This window comes from Aliiglaciecola lipolytica E3 (assembly GCF_000314975.1).
Taxonomy (GTDB): Bacteria; Pseudomonadota; Gammaproteobacteria; order Enterobacterales; family Alteromonadaceae; genus Aliiglaciecola; species Aliiglaciecola lipolytica.
Genome location: NZ_BAEN01000032.1, coordinates 1 through 15,386, shown reverse-complemented (window position 1 = coordinate 15,386; position 15,386 = coordinate 1). Strand labels below are relative to the sequence as shown.

Annotated in this window: 17 protein-coding genes, 1 tRNA gene and 1 riboswitch; of the genes, 14 read left to right on the top strand and 4 right to left on the bottom strand. The window is 39.7% G+C overall.

Annotated elements, in window-relative coordinates:
* Positions 1 to 199: 199 nt before the first annotated feature.
* From GLIP_RS06925 to GLIP_RS06900, 6 genes are read left to right on the top strand one after another with little or no spacing between them, the layout of a single operon-like run.
* On the top strand, positions 200 to 961 hold the full coding sequence (locus GLIP_RS06925; RefSeq protein WP_008843885.1) for a DUF3450 domain-containing protein: 762 nt from the start codon (positions 200 to 202) through the stop codon (positions 959 to 961).
* A 6-nt stretch (positions 962 to 967) separates the two neighbouring features.
* Positions 968 to 2,320, top strand: coding sequence for a MotA/TolQ/ExbB proton channel family protein (locus GLIP_RS06920; RefSeq protein WP_008843884.1), 1,353 nt, complete (start codon positions 968 to 970; stop codon positions 2,318 to 2,320).
* Between the two features lies 1 nt (position 2,321).
* Complete coding sequence (locus tag GLIP_RS06915; RefSeq protein WP_040522243.1) at positions 2,322 to 2,846, top strand: MotA/TolQ/ExbB proton channel family protein; 525 nt, start codon at positions 2,322 to 2,324, stop codon at positions 2,844 to 2,846.
* Between the two features lie 12 nt (positions 2,847 to 2,858).
* A complete protein-coding gene (locus GLIP_RS06910; RefSeq protein WP_008843882.1) occupies positions 2,859 to 3,263 on the top strand; it encodes an ExbD/TolR family protein in 405 nt (134 codons plus the stop codon).
* A complete protein-coding gene (locus tag GLIP_RS06905) occupies positions 3,263 to 3,877 on the top strand; it encodes an energy transducer TonB (protein WP_040522240.1) in 615 nt (204 codons plus the stop codon). Before GLIP_RS06910 ends, GLIP_RS06905 begins: the two co-directional genes overlap by 1 nt.
* Entirely contained in the window at positions 3,877 to 5,136 is a 1,260-nt protein-coding gene (locus GLIP_RS06900) for a tetratricopeptide repeat protein (RefSeq protein ID WP_008843880.1), read from the top strand. The genes GLIP_RS06905 and GLIP_RS06900 overlap by 1 nt, the downstream gene beginning before the upstream one ends.
* A gap of 125 nt (positions 5,137 to 5,261) precedes the next feature.
* Here GLIP_RS06900 and GLIP_RS06895 read toward each other — a convergent pair whose 3' ends face one another.
* The gene (locus tag GLIP_RS06895; protein WP_008843879.1) at positions 5,262 to 7,433 is read right to left on the bottom strand and encodes a tRNA(Met) cytidine acetyltransferase TmcA; all 2,172 of its coding nucleotides are present in this window, start codon (positions 7,431 to 7,433) and stop codon (positions 5,262 to 5,264) included.
* 69 nt (positions 7,434 to 7,502) lie between these two features.
* Here GLIP_RS06895 and GLIP_RS06890 point away from each other — a divergent pair, with 69 nt between their 5' ends.
* Positions 7,503 to 7,919, top strand: coding sequence for an acyl-CoA thioesterase (locus GLIP_RS06890; protein WP_008843878.1), 417 nt, complete (start codon positions 7,503 to 7,505; stop codon positions 7,917 to 7,919).
* Positions 7,920 to 7,972: 53 nt separating this feature from the next.
* Here GLIP_RS06890 and GLIP_RS06885 read toward each other — a convergent pair whose 3' ends face one another.
* Positions 7,973 to 9,121 (bottom strand): iron-containing alcohol dehydrogenase, encoded by a 1,149-nt coding sequence (locus tag GLIP_RS06885; RefSeq protein WP_008843877.1) that lies wholly within the window; start codon positions 9,119 to 9,121, stop codon positions 7,973 to 7,975.
* A 257-nt stretch (positions 9,122 to 9,378) separates the two neighbouring features.
* Positions 9,379 to 9,477: riboswitch (TPP riboswitch) on the top strand.
* Between the two features lie 60 nt (positions 9,478 to 9,537).
* Here GLIP_RS06885 and GLIP_RS06880 point away from each other — a divergent pair.
* The 7 genes from GLIP_RS06880 (at position 9,538) to rimI (ending at position 14,486) form a co-directional block, all read left to right on the top strand.
* Complete coding sequence (locus tag GLIP_RS06880) at positions 9,538 to 11,601, top strand: TonB-dependent receptor (RefSeq protein WP_008843876.1); 2,064 nt, start codon at positions 9,538 to 9,540, stop codon at positions 11,599 to 11,601.
* A gap of 17 nt (positions 11,602 to 11,618) precedes the next feature.
* A complete protein-coding gene (locus tag GLIP_RS06875; RefSeq protein ID WP_008843875.1) occupies positions 11,619 to 11,876 on the top strand; it encodes a YkoF family thiamine/hydroxymethylpyrimidine-binding protein in 258 nt (85 codons plus the stop codon).
* Complete coding sequence (gene pnuC / locus GLIP_RS06870) at positions 11,876 to 12,490, top strand: nicotinamide riboside transporter PnuC (RefSeq protein ID WP_008843874.1); 615 nt, start codon at positions 11,876 to 11,878, stop codon at positions 12,488 to 12,490. Before GLIP_RS06875 ends, pnuC begins: the two co-directional genes overlap by 1 nt.
* A gap of 51 nt (positions 12,491 to 12,541) precedes the next feature.
* A complete protein-coding gene (locus GLIP_RS06865; RefSeq protein WP_008843873.1) occupies positions 12,542 to 13,345 on the top strand; it encodes a phosphotransferase in 804 nt (267 codons plus the stop codon).
* Between the two features lie 84 nt (positions 13,346 to 13,429).
* Positions 13,430 to 13,506, top strand: a tRNA-Trp gene (locus GLIP_RS06860).
* Between the two features lie 22 nt (positions 13,507 to 13,528).
* Positions 13,529 to 14,032, top strand: a complete 504-nt coding sequence (locus GLIP_RS06855; RefSeq protein WP_008843872.1) for a hypothetical protein — start codon at positions 13,529 to 13,531, stop codon at positions 14,030 to 14,032.
* A 7-nt stretch (positions 14,033 to 14,039) separates the two neighbouring features.
* On the top strand, positions 14,040 to 14,486 hold the full coding sequence (gene rimI / locus GLIP_RS06850; protein WP_008843871.1) for a ribosomal protein S18-alanine N-acetyltransferase: 447 nt from the start codon (positions 14,040 to 14,042) through the stop codon (positions 14,484 to 14,486).
* Between the two features lie 15 nt (positions 14,487 to 14,501).
* Here the strand turns inward: rimI and GLIP_RS06845 are convergent, their stop codons facing one another.
* Together GLIP_RS06845 and GLIP_RS22125 are read right to left on the bottom strand one after the other, a co-directional pair.
* Positions 14,502 to 14,759 (bottom strand): helix-turn-helix transcriptional regulator, encoded by a 258-nt coding sequence (locus tag GLIP_RS06845; RefSeq protein ID WP_008843870.1) that lies wholly within the window; start codon positions 14,757 to 14,759, stop codon positions 14,502 to 14,504.
* Positions 14,760 to 15,170: 411 nt separating this feature from the next.
* Positions 15,171 to 15,338, bottom strand: coding sequence for a hypothetical protein (locus GLIP_RS22125; RefSeq protein WP_008843869.1), 168 nt, complete (start codon positions 15,336 to 15,338; stop codon positions 15,171 to 15,173).
* Positions 15,339 to 15,386 lie beyond the last annotated feature (48 nt).

Genomic DNA, 15,386 nt, shown 5'->3' with positions numbered 1-15,386 from the left:
TTAATCACTAATTGCCCAGCAGTGGCGTACGATATCTTGACAACTCGATAACATCCGTGTGACCATTCAAGGGCAATAGCGGAAATCTGAACCGATTTACCGCTAGACTCCTTAAAAAAAATAATTAGCCCCTTGCCAAGGATTTTTTCACATTGGCCGGGATTCATAACAAGAAAATTGGTTGGGAACTATGTCCAAAATGAGCAAGAGAACCCTTATTGCCTCTACCGTTATGGGTGCGTTTGTACTTGGTAGTAGTGCAGTCTCTGCAGACACGTTGAATGATCTTCACAAAGAAGAAGCGAAAATCCACGTAGCTGCAGCTAAATCTCAAGAGAAAATTGATAATCTCTTTCAACAATCACAAGAACTTTTAGTCGAATATCGTGCAGTTGTTGACGAAACTGAAAATCTAAAAGTTTATAATGACTATGTTGCAACTCTAGTTGCTGACCAACAGCGTGGTATCGATTCTCTTCAAAGACAAATCGATCAAATTGATGAAACTAAGCGTGGAATCGTTCCTTTGTTATTCAGAATGATCGACAGTCTTGAAAAATTCATCGACGCAGATGTACCAATTAAACTTGCAGAGCGTAAAGCTCGTGTTGAGCGCCTACGTGATGTTATGGGTAATTCAAACGTAACTGTTTCTGAGCGTTTCCGCCAAGTTATTGAAGCTTATCAAATTGAGCTTGATTATGGTTCTAAGATCTCTGCTTACCAAGGCAATATGAATTATGAAGGTACCGACATTACAGTTGACTTCTTTAACCTTGGTCGTACTGCACTAATTGCATTGTCTCTAGATCAGAAAAATGCGTGGATGTGGGACACTGCAAATCGCACTTGGGTAGAACTAGGTAGTGAGTACTTGGAATCAAGTATTGCTGCAGTTCGTATGGCAAGAAAACAATTGCCAGTTAACCTAGTTAAATTACCAATTCCAGCTGCGGAGTAATAAGAAATGAAATTAACATTTAAATCCGTATTCGCTGCAACAGCAGTCACACTTTTAGCTTCAGGTGCGTCCGCGCAATCTACCCTTGATCAGCTATTAGAAGAAGTAAAACAGAATCGTGTTTCTGAAGCTAAATTAGATAAACAACGCGAAGCTGAATTTCAATCCGCACGAGCAGATAAACAAGCTTTGCTTAGAACTGCACAAGCTAATTTGAAAGCAGAAGAAGAGCGTGGTGATCGTTTAGCTAAGCAATTCGCTGATAACGAAGTTAAATTAACCGAAAAAAGCACAGAGTTAGATTTGGCGACTGGTGACTTGGGTGAAATGTTTGGTGTTGTTCGCCAAGCAGCTTCTGAATCTTATGGACGTATTGCTACTTCAATCGTAAGTGCGCAATTCCCAGGACGTGCAGCATTCTTGAAAAGAATGTCAGAAGAGTCTGAAGGTCTTCCAAATATCCGTGAGTTAGAAGATATGTGGATAGCACTTCAAACTGAAATGACTGAATCAGGTAAAATTGCTCGATTCAACACTGAAGTTATTAACCTTGAAGGTGGTTCTTCACAACAAGAAGTTGTGCGCGTTGGTGCATTTAACTTAGTGGGTGAAGTAGGTTACTTGGTATATGACGACCAAGAAGAAAAAGTACAACCTCTAGGCCGTCAACCTGATGAGTTTCAAGCAGAAACAGCGCGTGATTTATATGCGTCTACTTCAGGTGTAATCCCTACTTTTGTTGACCCTTCAAGTGGCGCAATTCTTGGCCTGTTGAAACAGAAAGCAACATGGGAAGAGCGTTATCATGCAGGTGGACCTGTTGGTTACACGATTACTGTAATGTTGATTATCGGTTTGTTGATTGGTTTGTATAAGATCATCACACTAACTATCATCAGTGGTAAAATGCGTTCACAGTTGAACAACCCTGGTAACCCTTCTTCGTCTAATCCACTTGGACGTGTACTGAAGGTTTACAATGAAAATAAAACGACTGATACCGAAAACCTTGAGTTGAAACTTGATGAAGCAATTCTGAAAGAATTACCTTCAGTAGAAAGTGGTATCAACATCATTAAGATATTCGCTGCTATCGCACCGCTACTTGGTCTACTAGGTACGGTACTAGGTATGATTGCAACCTTCCAACAAATTACATTGTTCGGTACAGGTGACCCTAGATTGATGGCTGGAAGTATTTCAATGGCATTGGTAACAACGGCACAAGGTATTATCGCAGCACTACCGCTGATCCTTATGCACAGTATTGTTGCTGGTCGTGCTAAATCAATCGTGCATATACTTGACGAACAAACTGCGGGCATAGTAGCTGCTCACGCAGAGTCGGAGAAAGCATAATATGACTGACCTGATTGGATTATGGGAATCTGTCAGGGAGTTTATCGCGACAGGAGGCGGGGTCTTGTACCTCGTCGCTCTAGCGCTCTTTCTCATGTGGGTATTAATGATAGAGCGTTTTTGGTTTTTAACTTCTGTGTATCCTAAGATGAGAAAGAATATCATCAAAGAATGGGATGCTAGAAGTGATACAACCTCCTGGTATGCGCATAGAATCCGTGATGCTTGGATTTCTCAAGCTTCAGACAAACTAGGCAGTAACATGTTACTGATCAAGACGTTGGTGGCGATGTGTCCGCTAATCGGTCTACTAGGAACAGTTTGGGGCATGATAAACGTATTTGAAACAATGGCGACACAGGGAACTGGTAATGCTCGATTAATGGCAGCCGGTATCTCAATGGCAACAATTCCTACTATGGCAGGTATGGTTGCAGCTTTGTCTGGCGTTTTCTTTAGCTCTCGCTTGGAATCAAAAGTTAAAATCGCCAAAGAGAAGCTGGTTGACAGCCTTCCTCACCATTAAGGGAGAAAGTTTATGGCTCGTAAAGAACGTGTACCAGAGGAAGATGCAGCAATTGATATGACACCGATGCTAGATATCGTGTTTATCATGCTTATCTTCTTCATTGTAACCACTGTTTTTGTTAAAGAAGCAGGGATACAGGTGAATAAACCCGGCGCTAGCCAAGCGTTTTTACCTAAAAACGCTAACATTTTCATTGCTGTTACGGAAGATGGTGTGATTTGGATGGATAAGCGCGAGATGAAAGTGGAAGCGATTCAAGCAAACCTTGAAAAGCTTTTAGCTGAACAGCCTTCTGACGTCGTTATTATTCAGGCGGACGAAAAAGCTGAACATGGCATCGTGGTAAAAGTGATGGACCAAATCAAAGCCGCGGGTATCGATCAGATATCAGTTGCAGCTAGAGGAGCATCATAATCATGCGTGTAATTATCTCTATATTGCTTGGTGCGGCGATTGCGTTTGCTCTATTTGTTGTAATGGCAAAATTAGTTGCAAACTCTTCGCAACCAGCGAGTGAAGTGCCTGAATCACCTGTTATCGATATCGTTATGTCTGACCCTGATGAGTCAACACAAACTCGTCAACGGGTTCCACCACCACCACCACCACCACCTCAGCAACCGCCTAAAATTCAGCCGGTTGAACCTGATGTAGAAGATGCAAATGCCGATGGCGTTAGCTTCAATATGCCAGCTGTAGACGTGGGCGGTGCATCGATTGATATTGGTGGTGTAGGTAATATGCAGCGTGACGGGGAAGCAACTCCGATCGTTCGAATAGAACCTAAGTACCCTGTGCAAGCAGCTCGAGACGGTAAAGAAGGATGGGTAATATTATCCTTTACTATCAACGAAGTTGGTGGAGTGGACGATGTAGACGTATTGGATGCAGATCCTAAACGTATCTTCGACCGTGAAGCTAAACGTGCACTACGTAAGTGGAAATACAAGCCTAAAATCGTTGATGGGAAACCTGAAAAACAGTTCAATATGAAAGTGCAATTGGACTTTAAATTGGATCAAGGCTAATGAAAAAGTTTGTATTAAATGTTACTGCGATAGCAACTTTAGGTGCCGCTACATTGCTATCAAACTCAGCAGCAGCTCAGTCGGCACCCGTTGCATGTCCGGATTACAAGCGTGGCACAACCAATATTGTTGGTGAGCGCGTTGGTAAGAAGATTCAAAAAGCGCTTGAGGAATACAATAACGATCTGATCGACGAAGCTTTGGCTATTTTGTACGAAGTTGAAGCGAAGGATGGTTACGATAGAGCGTTTACCAATAACTTTATTGGTAAAATGTTAGCTGGACAAGATGGAAATGGTGCAAAAGCCCTTGAATATCTTGAAGGCTCTGTAAATCCTAAAGCTCTTAATGATGCTGAGCATGCAGGTACGGTTAGATTAGTTGCAGACCTTAGTATGCAAGAAAAAGAGTATGCTAAAGCAATTAAGTACTACCAAGAGTGGATGACATTCACTTGTAAGGAAGATGCAGATGTTTATACTCGTATGGCGCAAGCTTATTACGAGTTAAAAGAACTTCCTAAAATGGTAGAACCAGCTGACAAGGCAATAGCTTTGTATGAAAAACCTAATAAAAACCCCTATGTTTTAAAGCTACAGTCTTTCTATGAACGTAAAATGTATCCAGAAACTGTAGCCGTTGCTGAAGAGTTAGTTCGCACTTTCCCTGAAAGCAAACAATGGTGGTCTCAATTAGGCTTCTTCTATATGTTGGTTGAAGACTATAAAAAAGCTTTGTCTACTTTTGAAATTGCATACAATCAAGGTTATTTAACCAAAAAGTCTGAAATTAAAGCTCTGTCACAGTTATATGCGACAAATGAAATTCCATATAAAGCTGCGGTAATATTGGAAAAACACATGAAGTCGGGTTTGATTGAAAAGGATGAGCAAACGCTATCTAGTTTAGCGAACTCATATCATCAAGCTAGAGAATATAAAACTGCGGCGAGTTATTACGCTCAGGCAGCGCAAATTAAAGAAGATGCAGACTACTATCGTAAGCAAGGTATTCTATTGCTAGCGGCAGAAGACTACAAAGGCTCTATTAATGCTTTACAAAAAGCGTTAGATAAGGGAGCTGAGCAAACTGGTCGTATTCATATTGCGATGATGGAAGCAAATATCTATACAGGTAATTTCCGTCAAGCAATGGTACATGTTCGTGAAGCGAAGAAAGATAAAAACGTTGAACGTACAGCTAGAGCTTGGGAACCTTATATCAAAGAGAAAGCTAAAAACCGTGGTATAAAGGTTTAGTTTTATTCTTTAATTAAAGATTCGCATATTCAAAAGGCTTCTGTTTAAGAAGCCTTTTTTAATGTATTTGATAAATTTTTAGTGAGTTTTATAAGCTAAATTTATGTAAGGTCGTGTATGTGAATTTACTTTTCTGACGGAAATAAGCGACTTAGATGCTCACGCATTGACTGTTCAATATGTTTCTTACCTGTCAGCGTGTATTTTTCTCGTAATACCGAATAATTCAACTTTTGAATTATTACGTCGTGTACAAAATCTAACGATATTGTTAATGCAGAACTCTTTGTAATTTCCGACTCATTTAAGGTTATTAAACACCTAAAAATTGCAAGCTCTACCGTGTGTAACGGTCTACGGGCAGCGATAAACTCATACATCAACCTTTCCCAGTATTGATTCATATCTGTTGTACTATTCGATGTTGGCCGCGTTTTTTCTTTTATTTTACTGAGTAGAAACTCAAACGTATCGATAGGTAGTTCAGAGAGCCTGTAGGTTTTATGAAAATCAATCTGTTGCTGACATATTGTAACGAGTTGGCTTACAACTTTTTCAGATTGAGAGGACATGGAACGCAACATTATCGCACTATATTCTCCACTAGAGGCGTCTCTTTTGATACCTAGCTTTACCAGCCTAAAATCATTACTAAACCAAAACCGAGCAAGCTCATTGGTTAGTCCAAAAGAACTACCTATAAAATCGACATGCAGATTTGTTGCTGCAGAGTACAAATAATTAATTAATTGACTACCGAACCCTTGCTGTCGGTACTCCCCACTAACGGCTATCCTCACAATACGCATGTAGCACATGAGAGCGTAATTCGGTTCATAGTGGTCAAACGCTAAACGTTGAGGAATTAAATGCCCAGGTATACGTCTTGTACCTTGGGATATTTCATTGACTAAAGGTTGAAGTACTTCACCGCCTTCCATATTGGTAAGTGCCACCGCGACAAGCACATTTTGTGCGTTGCTTACTATGTGTATATGTTGCCCAGCATCTAACATTCTGACCAAGTCATCCGGTGACGTTTGATAATGTGCGTCAACCATTAGTTCAAACACACTTTGTAGTAATTCAGGTTCTCTAATCAAAAGCTCACCGGTATAGGTTTGAAAGGTAAGCTTACTTAAAGATGTTGTGCTTACATCCAATGGTGCACATTTAACATTGTTTAATCTACTCGTGGTTCTAAATGCCATTACTTGATGCCAGAACGCTTCCAGAGGGTCATTTTCATACCAACGAATAGGAGAGTGCATTACAAACTCTTGATATTGCTTGAAGTGGTTTTTTAAGAAAGGTTTAAAGCGTAATTCAAACCCTCGGCCACTGCCTTCATAACCATGAATCGTCGTACTTAGTACAACTTTCGAATAACACTGAACCAATTTTTCTAATATTTCTGTTGGAAGAGAGGCAGCTTCGTCAATAAAGAGCCAATCTGCTTTAGGTAACGACTTAATTATTCGGTCAAACGGTAAGTAGGTTAATTGTTCGGAAACTGATTGGATTTCAAGATCATCTAGATTGGCTCGCTGAAAAACCTGCTTCGCCTGAGCGAATATTTGATTGGTCATCGACTTGTGTGCGGATGTGACTATAATTCTTGCGTGCGACTGCAATATAATTTGAGAAGCCGCTATACCCAAAGCAGAAGACTTTCCTCGACCTCGATCTGCCAATACAACAACTTGGCTATTTTCGGTGGATTGAGGCCGTGTTAAATATTCTACTAACTGAAATTGTTCAGGCGTTTTACAGTTGTCGTCCTTGAAACTTTGATTTTTACTTTCAACATGCGGTGCAAAGGTAAACGTTGACGTATCAGCTTGCCAGATAGATACGCCCTGCAAAGATTTAATATGTTGTACAAGCCACGTTGTAAAAGAAGACGGAACTTGATTAACGTGTTGTTCGTTCAATATGTCTTGTTGGGTGTGCGCTAAGTAAGGCCAATCTTTAAGTGTTGGGCACAGTAAGATCATCAGTCCACCTTTGCTCACACAGCCACTTAACGCCAGTAGCGCGTTTCCCCGAAGCTCATCAAATCCATCATAAATAACCCAATCAAATTCTTGACCGAGTACACTTTTATATTGATTGATGGCAATGTCTTTATCCGTCTCTGAATTACTTACCCATAGTTTTGAACTAGGAGGTTGAATAGTCAGTAATTCTCGAATCGCTGAATTAACCCAATTATTTGTGCCTGAAATCACCAGCAATTGCCGGTGATGACTGCTTTTTTCTCGCTGTAATAGCCAGGCTTTTACTTCGTTTGTCATATGCCTATTCAGTTCAATTCTTGATATAGTTCTCCCCTCTAGTGTATTGAATAAATTTAAGGAATACGAATGCGCTTTTTATCTCGAAGGTTAGTCATGCCTGGCGACTTAAACTATGCCGATGCATTATTTGGTGGGCGGGCTTTGGAATGGATTGATGAAGAAGCAGCAATTTACGCTATATGCCAATTGGAAACCAATGTGTTGGTTACAAAACATATCGGGGAAATTACCTTTGAGTCGCCAGCGTTAAAAGGAGATGTTGTCGAATTTGGACTTGCCACTAAAAAAGTAGGAAGAACGTCAATAACTGTCACTTGCATGGTCAGAAACAAAGCTACTAAGAAAACCATTTGTGTTGCTGATGACATAGTCTTTGTTAGCTTAGATCCAGAAACTCGAGAACCTGTTCCCCATGGGAAAACGTTAGAAGAATTAGAAAACCAAACACGACAAGAGCTTAGAACGTTGAATTTAGGTAATTAAATAAAGAATAGGGTGATAAAAAGCCGCTAATGTTAGCGGCTTTTCGATTATGTTTAGAAACTAGCGCTAACGATTTGTTTGACATCTTTTGGCGTAATATTCTGTCGTTCGCCTAATTTAGTCATACCAGCTTGTTCGAGTCGAGACGCTATTTTGTCTGCAACATCAGCTTCTATATTATGTTCTGAAAGTTTGGTTTTTATACCCATATCACGGAAGAACTGCTCAGTTTTTTCGATTGCTAAATCCATAGCACCTTCTTCATCGTAACGACTTAAACCCCATACCCGTTCAGCATATTGCAACAGCTTTTCGCGTTTATGTTCTTTTTGATATTGCATCACTCGTGGCAAAATGATCCCAAGTGTGACGGCATGGTCTAGGTTGTGTAATGCGGTTAATTCGTGCCCAATCATATGGGTGGACCAATCCTGTGGCACTCCAACACCAATTAAACCGCTCAAGGCTTGCGTTGCATTCCACATTAAGTTGGCACGCAAATCATAATCTTTAGATTCCAGAACAAGCGGACCAATCTCAATCAAATTGTTTAAAATCGCTTCAGCAAATCGATCTTGTACACTGGCATTTACTGGGTAGGTTAAATATTGCTCCATTACGTGTACGAAAGCGTCAACGATACCATTCGTCAGTTGTCTAGTGGGCAAAGAGTAAGTAGCTTGCGGATCGAGAATAGCAAACTGCGGTCTAACGTGATCAGACATAAAAGGTAATTTTAAGTTATATTCTCTGCGAGTAACGACTGAACTGGTGTTTGTCTCTGTTCCTGTGGCTGGAAGTGTTAGAATACAGCCAAGAGGTTTTGCGCTTTTAACTTTTGCGCCTTTTGCCAAAATATCCCATGCATCGCCCTCGAAATCTGTTGCGGCAGCTACAAACTTTGCGCCGTCAATGACTGAGCCACCACCTACAGCAAGGATATAATCGACGTTTTCATTTTTTACCATCGAAACAGCACGCATTAATGTTTCGTATTCAGGGTTTGCTTCGACGCCTGAAAACTCGCACCAACTATGACCTTCAAGCTGCTCTACAACTTGTTGATAAATACCGTTTTGCTTAATACTGCCCCCGCCATATATCAGTAGGATTTTAGCATTAGGTAAAACAGTAGACAGCTTTCCGATGCTGTCCTTACCAAATATGACTTTGGTTGGGTTGTGGTAAATAAAGTTCTGCATGTTTAAATCCAAATTTTTTAATTAAGCTCAGGTAAGATTATTAATATCTATATTGAGCCACAAACTGATAAATTCAAGCGCAGTATATTAATCCACAATCATTAATTGAGCTTATATAAATTATAGTGCAAACGGTTGTCGTTTCTGAGGTTATATAACATATCACGTTAAAAGCGAGATATTCATGGCGCTTCTGTTACAGCCTTGTTATTATCGCGCCGTTCAAGTTAGCGACTATCGTAAAGCGATAACTAACTTGTTTAACCAAGGGGTGCTCTAGCTGAGATCCATACTATTGGAAACCCTTACTACCTGATCCGGATAATACCGGCGTAGGAATGGTCATCAAGAACTTCTTAAAGCTCTCCATTTACTGCCGAAATACCGGATCTTTTCATTGATTAGAAGAGATCCAGATGAAATTTAAATTAACATTGTTATACGCAAGTTTATTTTGCACTCCTGCCGCTTTTGCACAATCCACGGAAAACGTTGAAGTTGTCACTGTAACTTCCGACTTTCGAGAAAATGATATTCAGAACGTAACAGCAAGTGTCACGGTTGTCTCTGCTGATGTCATTGAACAGCGTCAAGCTTTCCATTTAGAGGACATTTTGGGAGTAGGGGCAAATATCAATTTTAGTAGTGGTGCCTCGCGAGGGCGATTTATTCAGATTCGTGGTATTGGCGAGCGTAGTCAATATTCTGAACCTAATAATCCTTCTGTTGGTCTGCTGGTTGATGATTTTGATTTTTCAGGCATCGCTGGACTAGGGACCCTATTCGACGTTGAGCAAGTTGAAATATTGCGTGGTCCTCAGGCTACTGAGTTTGGAGCCGCTGGGATGGCGGGTACAATTAAAATAAAAACTGCTGAAGCCGATGAACAACAGCAAACTAAATTTTTAGCCACAGTCGCCCAACAAAACACGTGGAATATAGGTGCCGCTTATGGCAATAAAATTACCGATAAGCTTTTTTATCGAGTAGCTATTAACCAGTTTAAAAGTGATGGCTTTGTCTATAACCAATTTTTAGATGTAGAAGATACGGACAATTTAGATGAGTTAACTGCACGCCTAAAACTGAAATATCGCCCTTCAGATAACACCACTATCGACTTTAACTACCAGTATTTTGACATTGATAATGGTTATGACGCATTTTCACTGGATAACGATGGCATCTCACGTGCTGATGAACCTGGTGTTGACACCCAAGAAACACATGCCTTTGGTATTAAAGCATCGTTTGAATTAGAGCAACTATCAATAATAGGCTCACTGAATCACTCAACTTCTGATTCAGTATATGGCTATGACGAAGATTGGACGTTTGTCGGTTTTCATCCTTGGGAATATAGTTCAACCGACTATTACTTCCGTGAACGTGATTTAACTAGCATTGATTTGCGTATGCTGTCGAATCAAAATGGCCTGATTTTTGGTGATACAACCCAATGGTTAGTCGGTTTTTTTGCACGTGATATTGATGAAAATATGCGCCGTAATTACACTTATGCGGATCAGGACTTTACTAGTCAATATGCACCTCAAAATATTGGTGTGTATGCTCAGACGGATACTCAACTAACAGACAATTTAAGTTTGAGTCTAGGTTTACGAGCCGATCGTTTTAAAATGGATTATATCAACAATGAAGGTTATACCGAAGACCAAACCGATTCGATGCTTGGTGGAAAAGCGGTGCTTAAATATTCCATCAATAATGCATCAGTCTACACCAGTATTTCCAGAGGTTATAAAGCTGGCGGATTCAACCCTGACCAACGGGTGAATGCAGAGAGCCGATTATTTGATCCAGAATACAACTGGAATTATGAAATTGGCGTAAAAGGTCAAGCGTTAGAAAATCAATTATTTGTGCGTGTTGCGTTGTTCTATATGGATCGTGAAGACACACAAATCAGTGATTATGATGTGCAAATTAGAGAAGATGGTGTCCCTAGCTTTATCGATATTATTGGTAATGCTGATGTTGGCACAAACCAAGGTTTAGAAGTTGAGTTAGATTGGCAAGCTTCAGATAGACTAAATTTCACCCTTAATTATGGATATTTAGATGCATACTTTGAAAGTTACGTTCAAGCTAATGGCGATTTCATAGACAAGCAGTGGCAAGCTCAAGCGCCTAAACATTCGTTTAATGTAGCTGCCGTCGGGTATCTATCTGATAGCGTCAGCTTACGTTTAGAAGCTGACGGTAAAGATGAGTATCGCTTCTCTGATGGGCATGACGTAACGTCACCTTTTACCGTATTAATGAATGCACAATTGCGATTTGATTGGCAAGATTGGACTTTTTCTTTATGGGGAAAAAACATCCTAGATCGGGAGCATTATGTCAGAGGTTTCGGTGGATTTAGCAATGATCCAAGAGACGAGTACGCTACTCCTGAACCTTATTTACAATTGGGTGATGGACGACAATTTGGTTTGACCGCAAGTTTACATTATTAAGATATCGAGTATTTATTATGAAGTCAGTCGTTGAAATTTCGTTATATCCACTTAATCAACAATATATTGCGCCTATTCAGGGGTTTATTGATAGATTAAATAGTTATCCGCAACTCACTATCTCAACGAGTGAGACTAGCACCATCGTACGCGGAGATATGACCGAAGTAATGGAAATATTAAACACTGAAATGCAAAAGACTTACGAACAAGTCGGTCAGGCAATTTTTGTTTGTAAATTCCTAAATGGTGATGCAATGGGTGAGTCTAAGTAATGGACAACCTATTTGCTGAGCTGTTTGAACAAGCACTTCAATCAAGTTGGTTGGAAGTGGTAGCAGTGTTATTTTCACTACTATATCCTTGGTTAGCAGCCCGGCAAAATATCTTGTGTTGGCCAGCAGCGCTGGTCAGCACAGGGCTTTATACCGTCATTTTTTGGGAAGTAAGCTTACCTTTTAATAGTTTCCTTAATTTTTACTATTTAATGATGGCAGTCTATGGCTGGATTAAATGGCATAAAGGCAGCGACGATAAAGAGCTAGAAGTGACAGTTGTACCATTAATTTTCCATGTGTTTGCCATATCTGCTTTAATCATTTCTGGAATTGCGTTGCCACATTTGGTCACTTTGTCATGGCAGGGTAGCGATTTATATTTGGATGCGTTAGTCACCGTATTTAGTGTCTATACCACCTATTTAATGGCAAACAAAGTTTTGGAAAATTGGTTATTTTGGATCGTGATAAATTCATTTGCAGCCTATCTTTACTTTAGTAATGGGTTGTTTCTTACTGGTGTGATGTTCCTCTGGTATTTTGGTTTAGCAATTTATGGGTATCTTAAATGGTATAAGGATTATACAAATTCCCAGTCTAAAATAGCTTAAACAGGTAATATACCCAGACTATGCTAAATTAATTTAGGTAAAGGAGTCAGGATGAAACAAACTCGGATCATCGACGAACTACTCGCCAGTGAGTTATTTGGACAGCAATTAGATCTCGAGCCCGTCAAAGGTGGAGCCGTAAATAAGAGCTATCGCTTAACTACGCAATCTCAGCACTATTTTTTAAAGACATTTGAGCTAAACCATATAACACCTACAGATCGGCAAGCCCTTTTTTTTCAGCAACAACAACTTTTTGACTTAGGGATCTCACCAAAGCCTATCTATTTGTCTCATGCGCATGATTTTCAAGTTGAATCATGGGTAGAACATGTTTCTTTACGCAATGCGACAAAGTCCAATAGTGAAAAAATTCAATTGTTAGCTAAGGTTTTGAGCGATATTCATAATTTACCTACGCTCGCTTCTTCTATCGATCTCCCTAAAGACTGGCTGTTATACCTCAACGCTGCGAATGTGTCTGAGCAAGAATATTGGCAAAATCGTATTGAAAAATGCAAACCGGATTGGATTGACACTCATAAAGTGGATCAGGTCTTGTGTCACAATGATCTAGCCCTGGAACATGTCGCGTTAACTAACCCAGTAGTTGTATTCGACTGGGAGTACGCGTCTTTAGGTAATCGATATTTTGACTTAGCTTCTTGTGCTTTAATTAATAAGATGGATTATCATGACATTTCTATGTTGCAACATTATTATGCTGAATTTAGTAATTTGAGTGAGCACGAAGTGTTTGAACATTGCCAGACACAGTTTCCTATTGTTCAGCTTACTTATGATCTTTGGCAAGCTGCGGCTGCCACTGTAACACACGATTCAGTGAGTAGTTAATTTGTGGTGTCAGCAAAAGTGTTAATTTCAGGTGCAAATTACTTTACCTTTTTTTGTCCATGAGTATAATGCTGCTTCTTCTGCAGGGGTGTAGTTCCAATTGGTAGAACAGCGGTCTCCAAAACCGATGGTTGGGGGTTCGAATCCCTCCACCCCTGCCAAATTTTCTGATAGTCTATATCAATGACCGAAACTACCAGCAAAACATTAAGCAAATACCAAAAAGCCATGCTTACCCATATGGGGATAATTCCTTGGCAATTAAAAAGCGAAAGTTGCAGTGAGTACATTGATGACACGCAGCAACGACCAGAGCAGACCGGTATTTGTGATGCGCCCTCTCAACCACCCACTCAAGAACAAAAACAAGCGGGTTTGGATAGACTCAAACAAAATATAACCGCGAAACCTAAATCGTTAAATGGTGGTGTGCTTTTATCTATGTCAGAAAAAACCGCAGGCAATCAGCTGATTCAGGATTTGTTGTTGTTTTTAGATATTGCTTCAACTGATGTTATTGTAGAAGAAAATAGTAAACCTAAAGAATACTGTGACTATCTACTCGCTTGGCAGATCGGAGAGCAAATTGCACTCAATGATCGGTTATTAACGACCCTTTCTCCAGAAAATATGAACTCCTCTCAAGCAAAGCGGAAATTGTGGCAAGCTATTCAACATATTCGTTAAGTTGTAAATGATGAGTTTATTTCAACCGGTTAGTAAAACTAACTATTTAGCGGCATTTCAGATTCAACAATCTTGTCATTTAGTACCTTGGTCTGAATCGGTTTTTATGGATAGTTTGAGCAATCCTTATTTTGCATTTCAACTTGCAGTCGATGAACTGGTTGTGGGCTATTATGTCGGTCTCAATGTTGTGGGGGAGGCTACCTTGATGGATCTAGGTGTAAGCGAAAAACAAAGAGGGCAGGGGTTAGGTCAACAACTATTAAGTCATTTTATCGAACAGTGTAAACAGCAAAATTGTGAGGAAATTTGGCTTGAAGTGAGAGAGTCGAACAAAAGCGCGGTAAGGCTATATCAAAAAAATGGATTTAATTCTGTTGAAGTTAGAAAAGACTATTACCCAACTAAATCAGGCCGTGAAAACGGCCTGATAATGAAAGCATGTTTAGTTTGATAAAATTGATGATAATTATCGAACCGCAGCGCTCTCTAAATTCATTTGTTGGCTTGCATCTGAACGATCCATTGCCATTTGCACAATTGCCGAAGAGTTAAATTGACACCCTGTGCACATTGCGATGAATTGATTCATGCTCGGGCTACCAATATTCTTTTCCCAATTTTCATATGTTTTTCTGGTTTTTACATCGGCTAATTTAGCCATTTGCACAGTTGTTAAACCTGCTTCTAAACGCATTTTACGTAAATCACTACCTGTTATATACATAAGGTTCCTACTCCAATTATTATTATATATCTAGCAGGTTTCAATAGAATTGGCGTTTATATCATTGTTACCTGCCTAAATTTCAATCATAGTGTAATTTAAGTTTTGTGGATTGAATTCCACATGGTGTAAAAAATCATCCTAAATTTATAACTGCTTGTTTTATAAAGGTAAATATTTTACCGAGCATAGGGGAATGACTTTCAGGAGAAGAAAGTGTTGTGGAAAAGGGCCTAAATAGGCTATTCGACTTTTATTTACGCAGCCATTTATTCAGAAAACCTTGCGGTTAACTGAGAATATTTTCAATAGGTTGCTAAACGAATATCACAAATTCGTATAGGCCAAAAAAACTTTGCGCCTTAGCAGAAAGTTTTGAAACTGAGTATGGTCTACATTTTCAGAAAGACATTAGCTTATTCCGAAAAAATCCAAAACAGCAGCGTACCAAACGATTGCTTGATCTGTTACAACAACAGGGGGCTTTTGCTTAGAACCGGCGTATACGTGTGTTGCAGTGACTGATGTGGTTAACACTAAAGTGAGTATTGTAGCTTTGATTAAGTTTTTAGTTTTCATTTTTATTCCTCCAATCGTTAAGGTTGATTAATATTTATTAATTAAAGG

Bases quoted from the DNA above. Each gene is read 5' to 3' on its own strand.
- GLIP_RS06925 (WP_008843885.1), top strand. From the start codon at position 200: ATGAGCAAGAGAACCCTTATTGCCTCTACCGTTATGGGTGCGTTTGTA.
- GLIP_RS06920 (WP_008843884.1), top strand. From the start codon at position 968: ATGAAATTAACATTTAAATCCGTATTCGCTGCAACAGCAGTCACACTT.
- GLIP_RS06915 (WP_040522243.1), top strand. From the start codon at position 2,322: ATGACTGACCTGATTGGATTATGGGAATCTGTCAGGGAGTTTATCGCG.
- GLIP_RS06910 (WP_008843882.1), top strand. From the start codon at position 2,859: ATGGCTCGTAAAGAACGTGTACCAGAGGAAGATGCAGCAATTGATATG.
- GLIP_RS06900 (WP_008843880.1), top strand. From the start codon at position 3,877: ATGAAAAAGTTTGTATTAAATGTTACTGCGATAGCAACTTTAGGTGCC.
- GLIP_RS06895 (WP_008843879.1), bottom strand. From the start codon at position 7,433: ATGACAAACGAAGTAAAAGCCTGGCTATTACAGCGAGAAAAAAGCAGT.
- GLIP_RS06890 (WP_008843878.1), top strand. From the start codon at position 7,503: ATGCGCTTTTTATCTCGAAGGTTAGTCATGCCTGGCGACTTAAACTAT.
- GLIP_RS06885 (WP_008843877.1), bottom strand. From the start codon at position 9,121: ATGCAGAACTTTATTTACCACAACCCAACCAAAGTCATATTTGGTAAG.
- GLIP_RS06880 (WP_008843876.1), top strand. From the start codon at position 9,538: ATGAAATTTAAATTAACATTGTTATACGCAAGTTTATTTTGCACTCCT.
- GLIP_RS06875 (WP_008843875.1), top strand. From the start codon at position 11,619: ATGAAGTCAGTCGTTGAAATTTCGTTATATCCACTTAATCAACAATAT.
- pnuC (WP_008843874.1), top strand. From the start codon at position 11,876: ATGGACAACCTATTTGCTGAGCTGTTTGAACAAGCACTTCAATCAAGT.
- GLIP_RS06865 (WP_008843873.1), top strand. From the start codon at position 12,542: ATGAAACAAACTCGGATCATCGACGAACTACTCGCCAGTGAGTTATTT.
- GLIP_RS06855 (WP_008843872.1), top strand. From the start codon at position 13,529: ATGACCGAAACTACCAGCAAAACATTAAGCAAATACCAAAAAGCCATG.
- rimI (WP_008843871.1), top strand. From the start codon at position 14,040: ATGATGAGTTTATTTCAACCGGTTAGTAAAACTAACTATTTAGCGGCA.
- GLIP_RS06845 (WP_008843870.1), bottom strand. From the start codon at position 14,759: ATGTATATAACAGGTAGTGATTTACGTAAAATGCGTTTAGAAGCAGGT.
- GLIP_RS22125 (WP_008843869.1), bottom strand. From the start codon at position 15,338: ATGAAAACTAAAAACTTAATCAAAGCTACAATACTCACTTTAGTGTTA.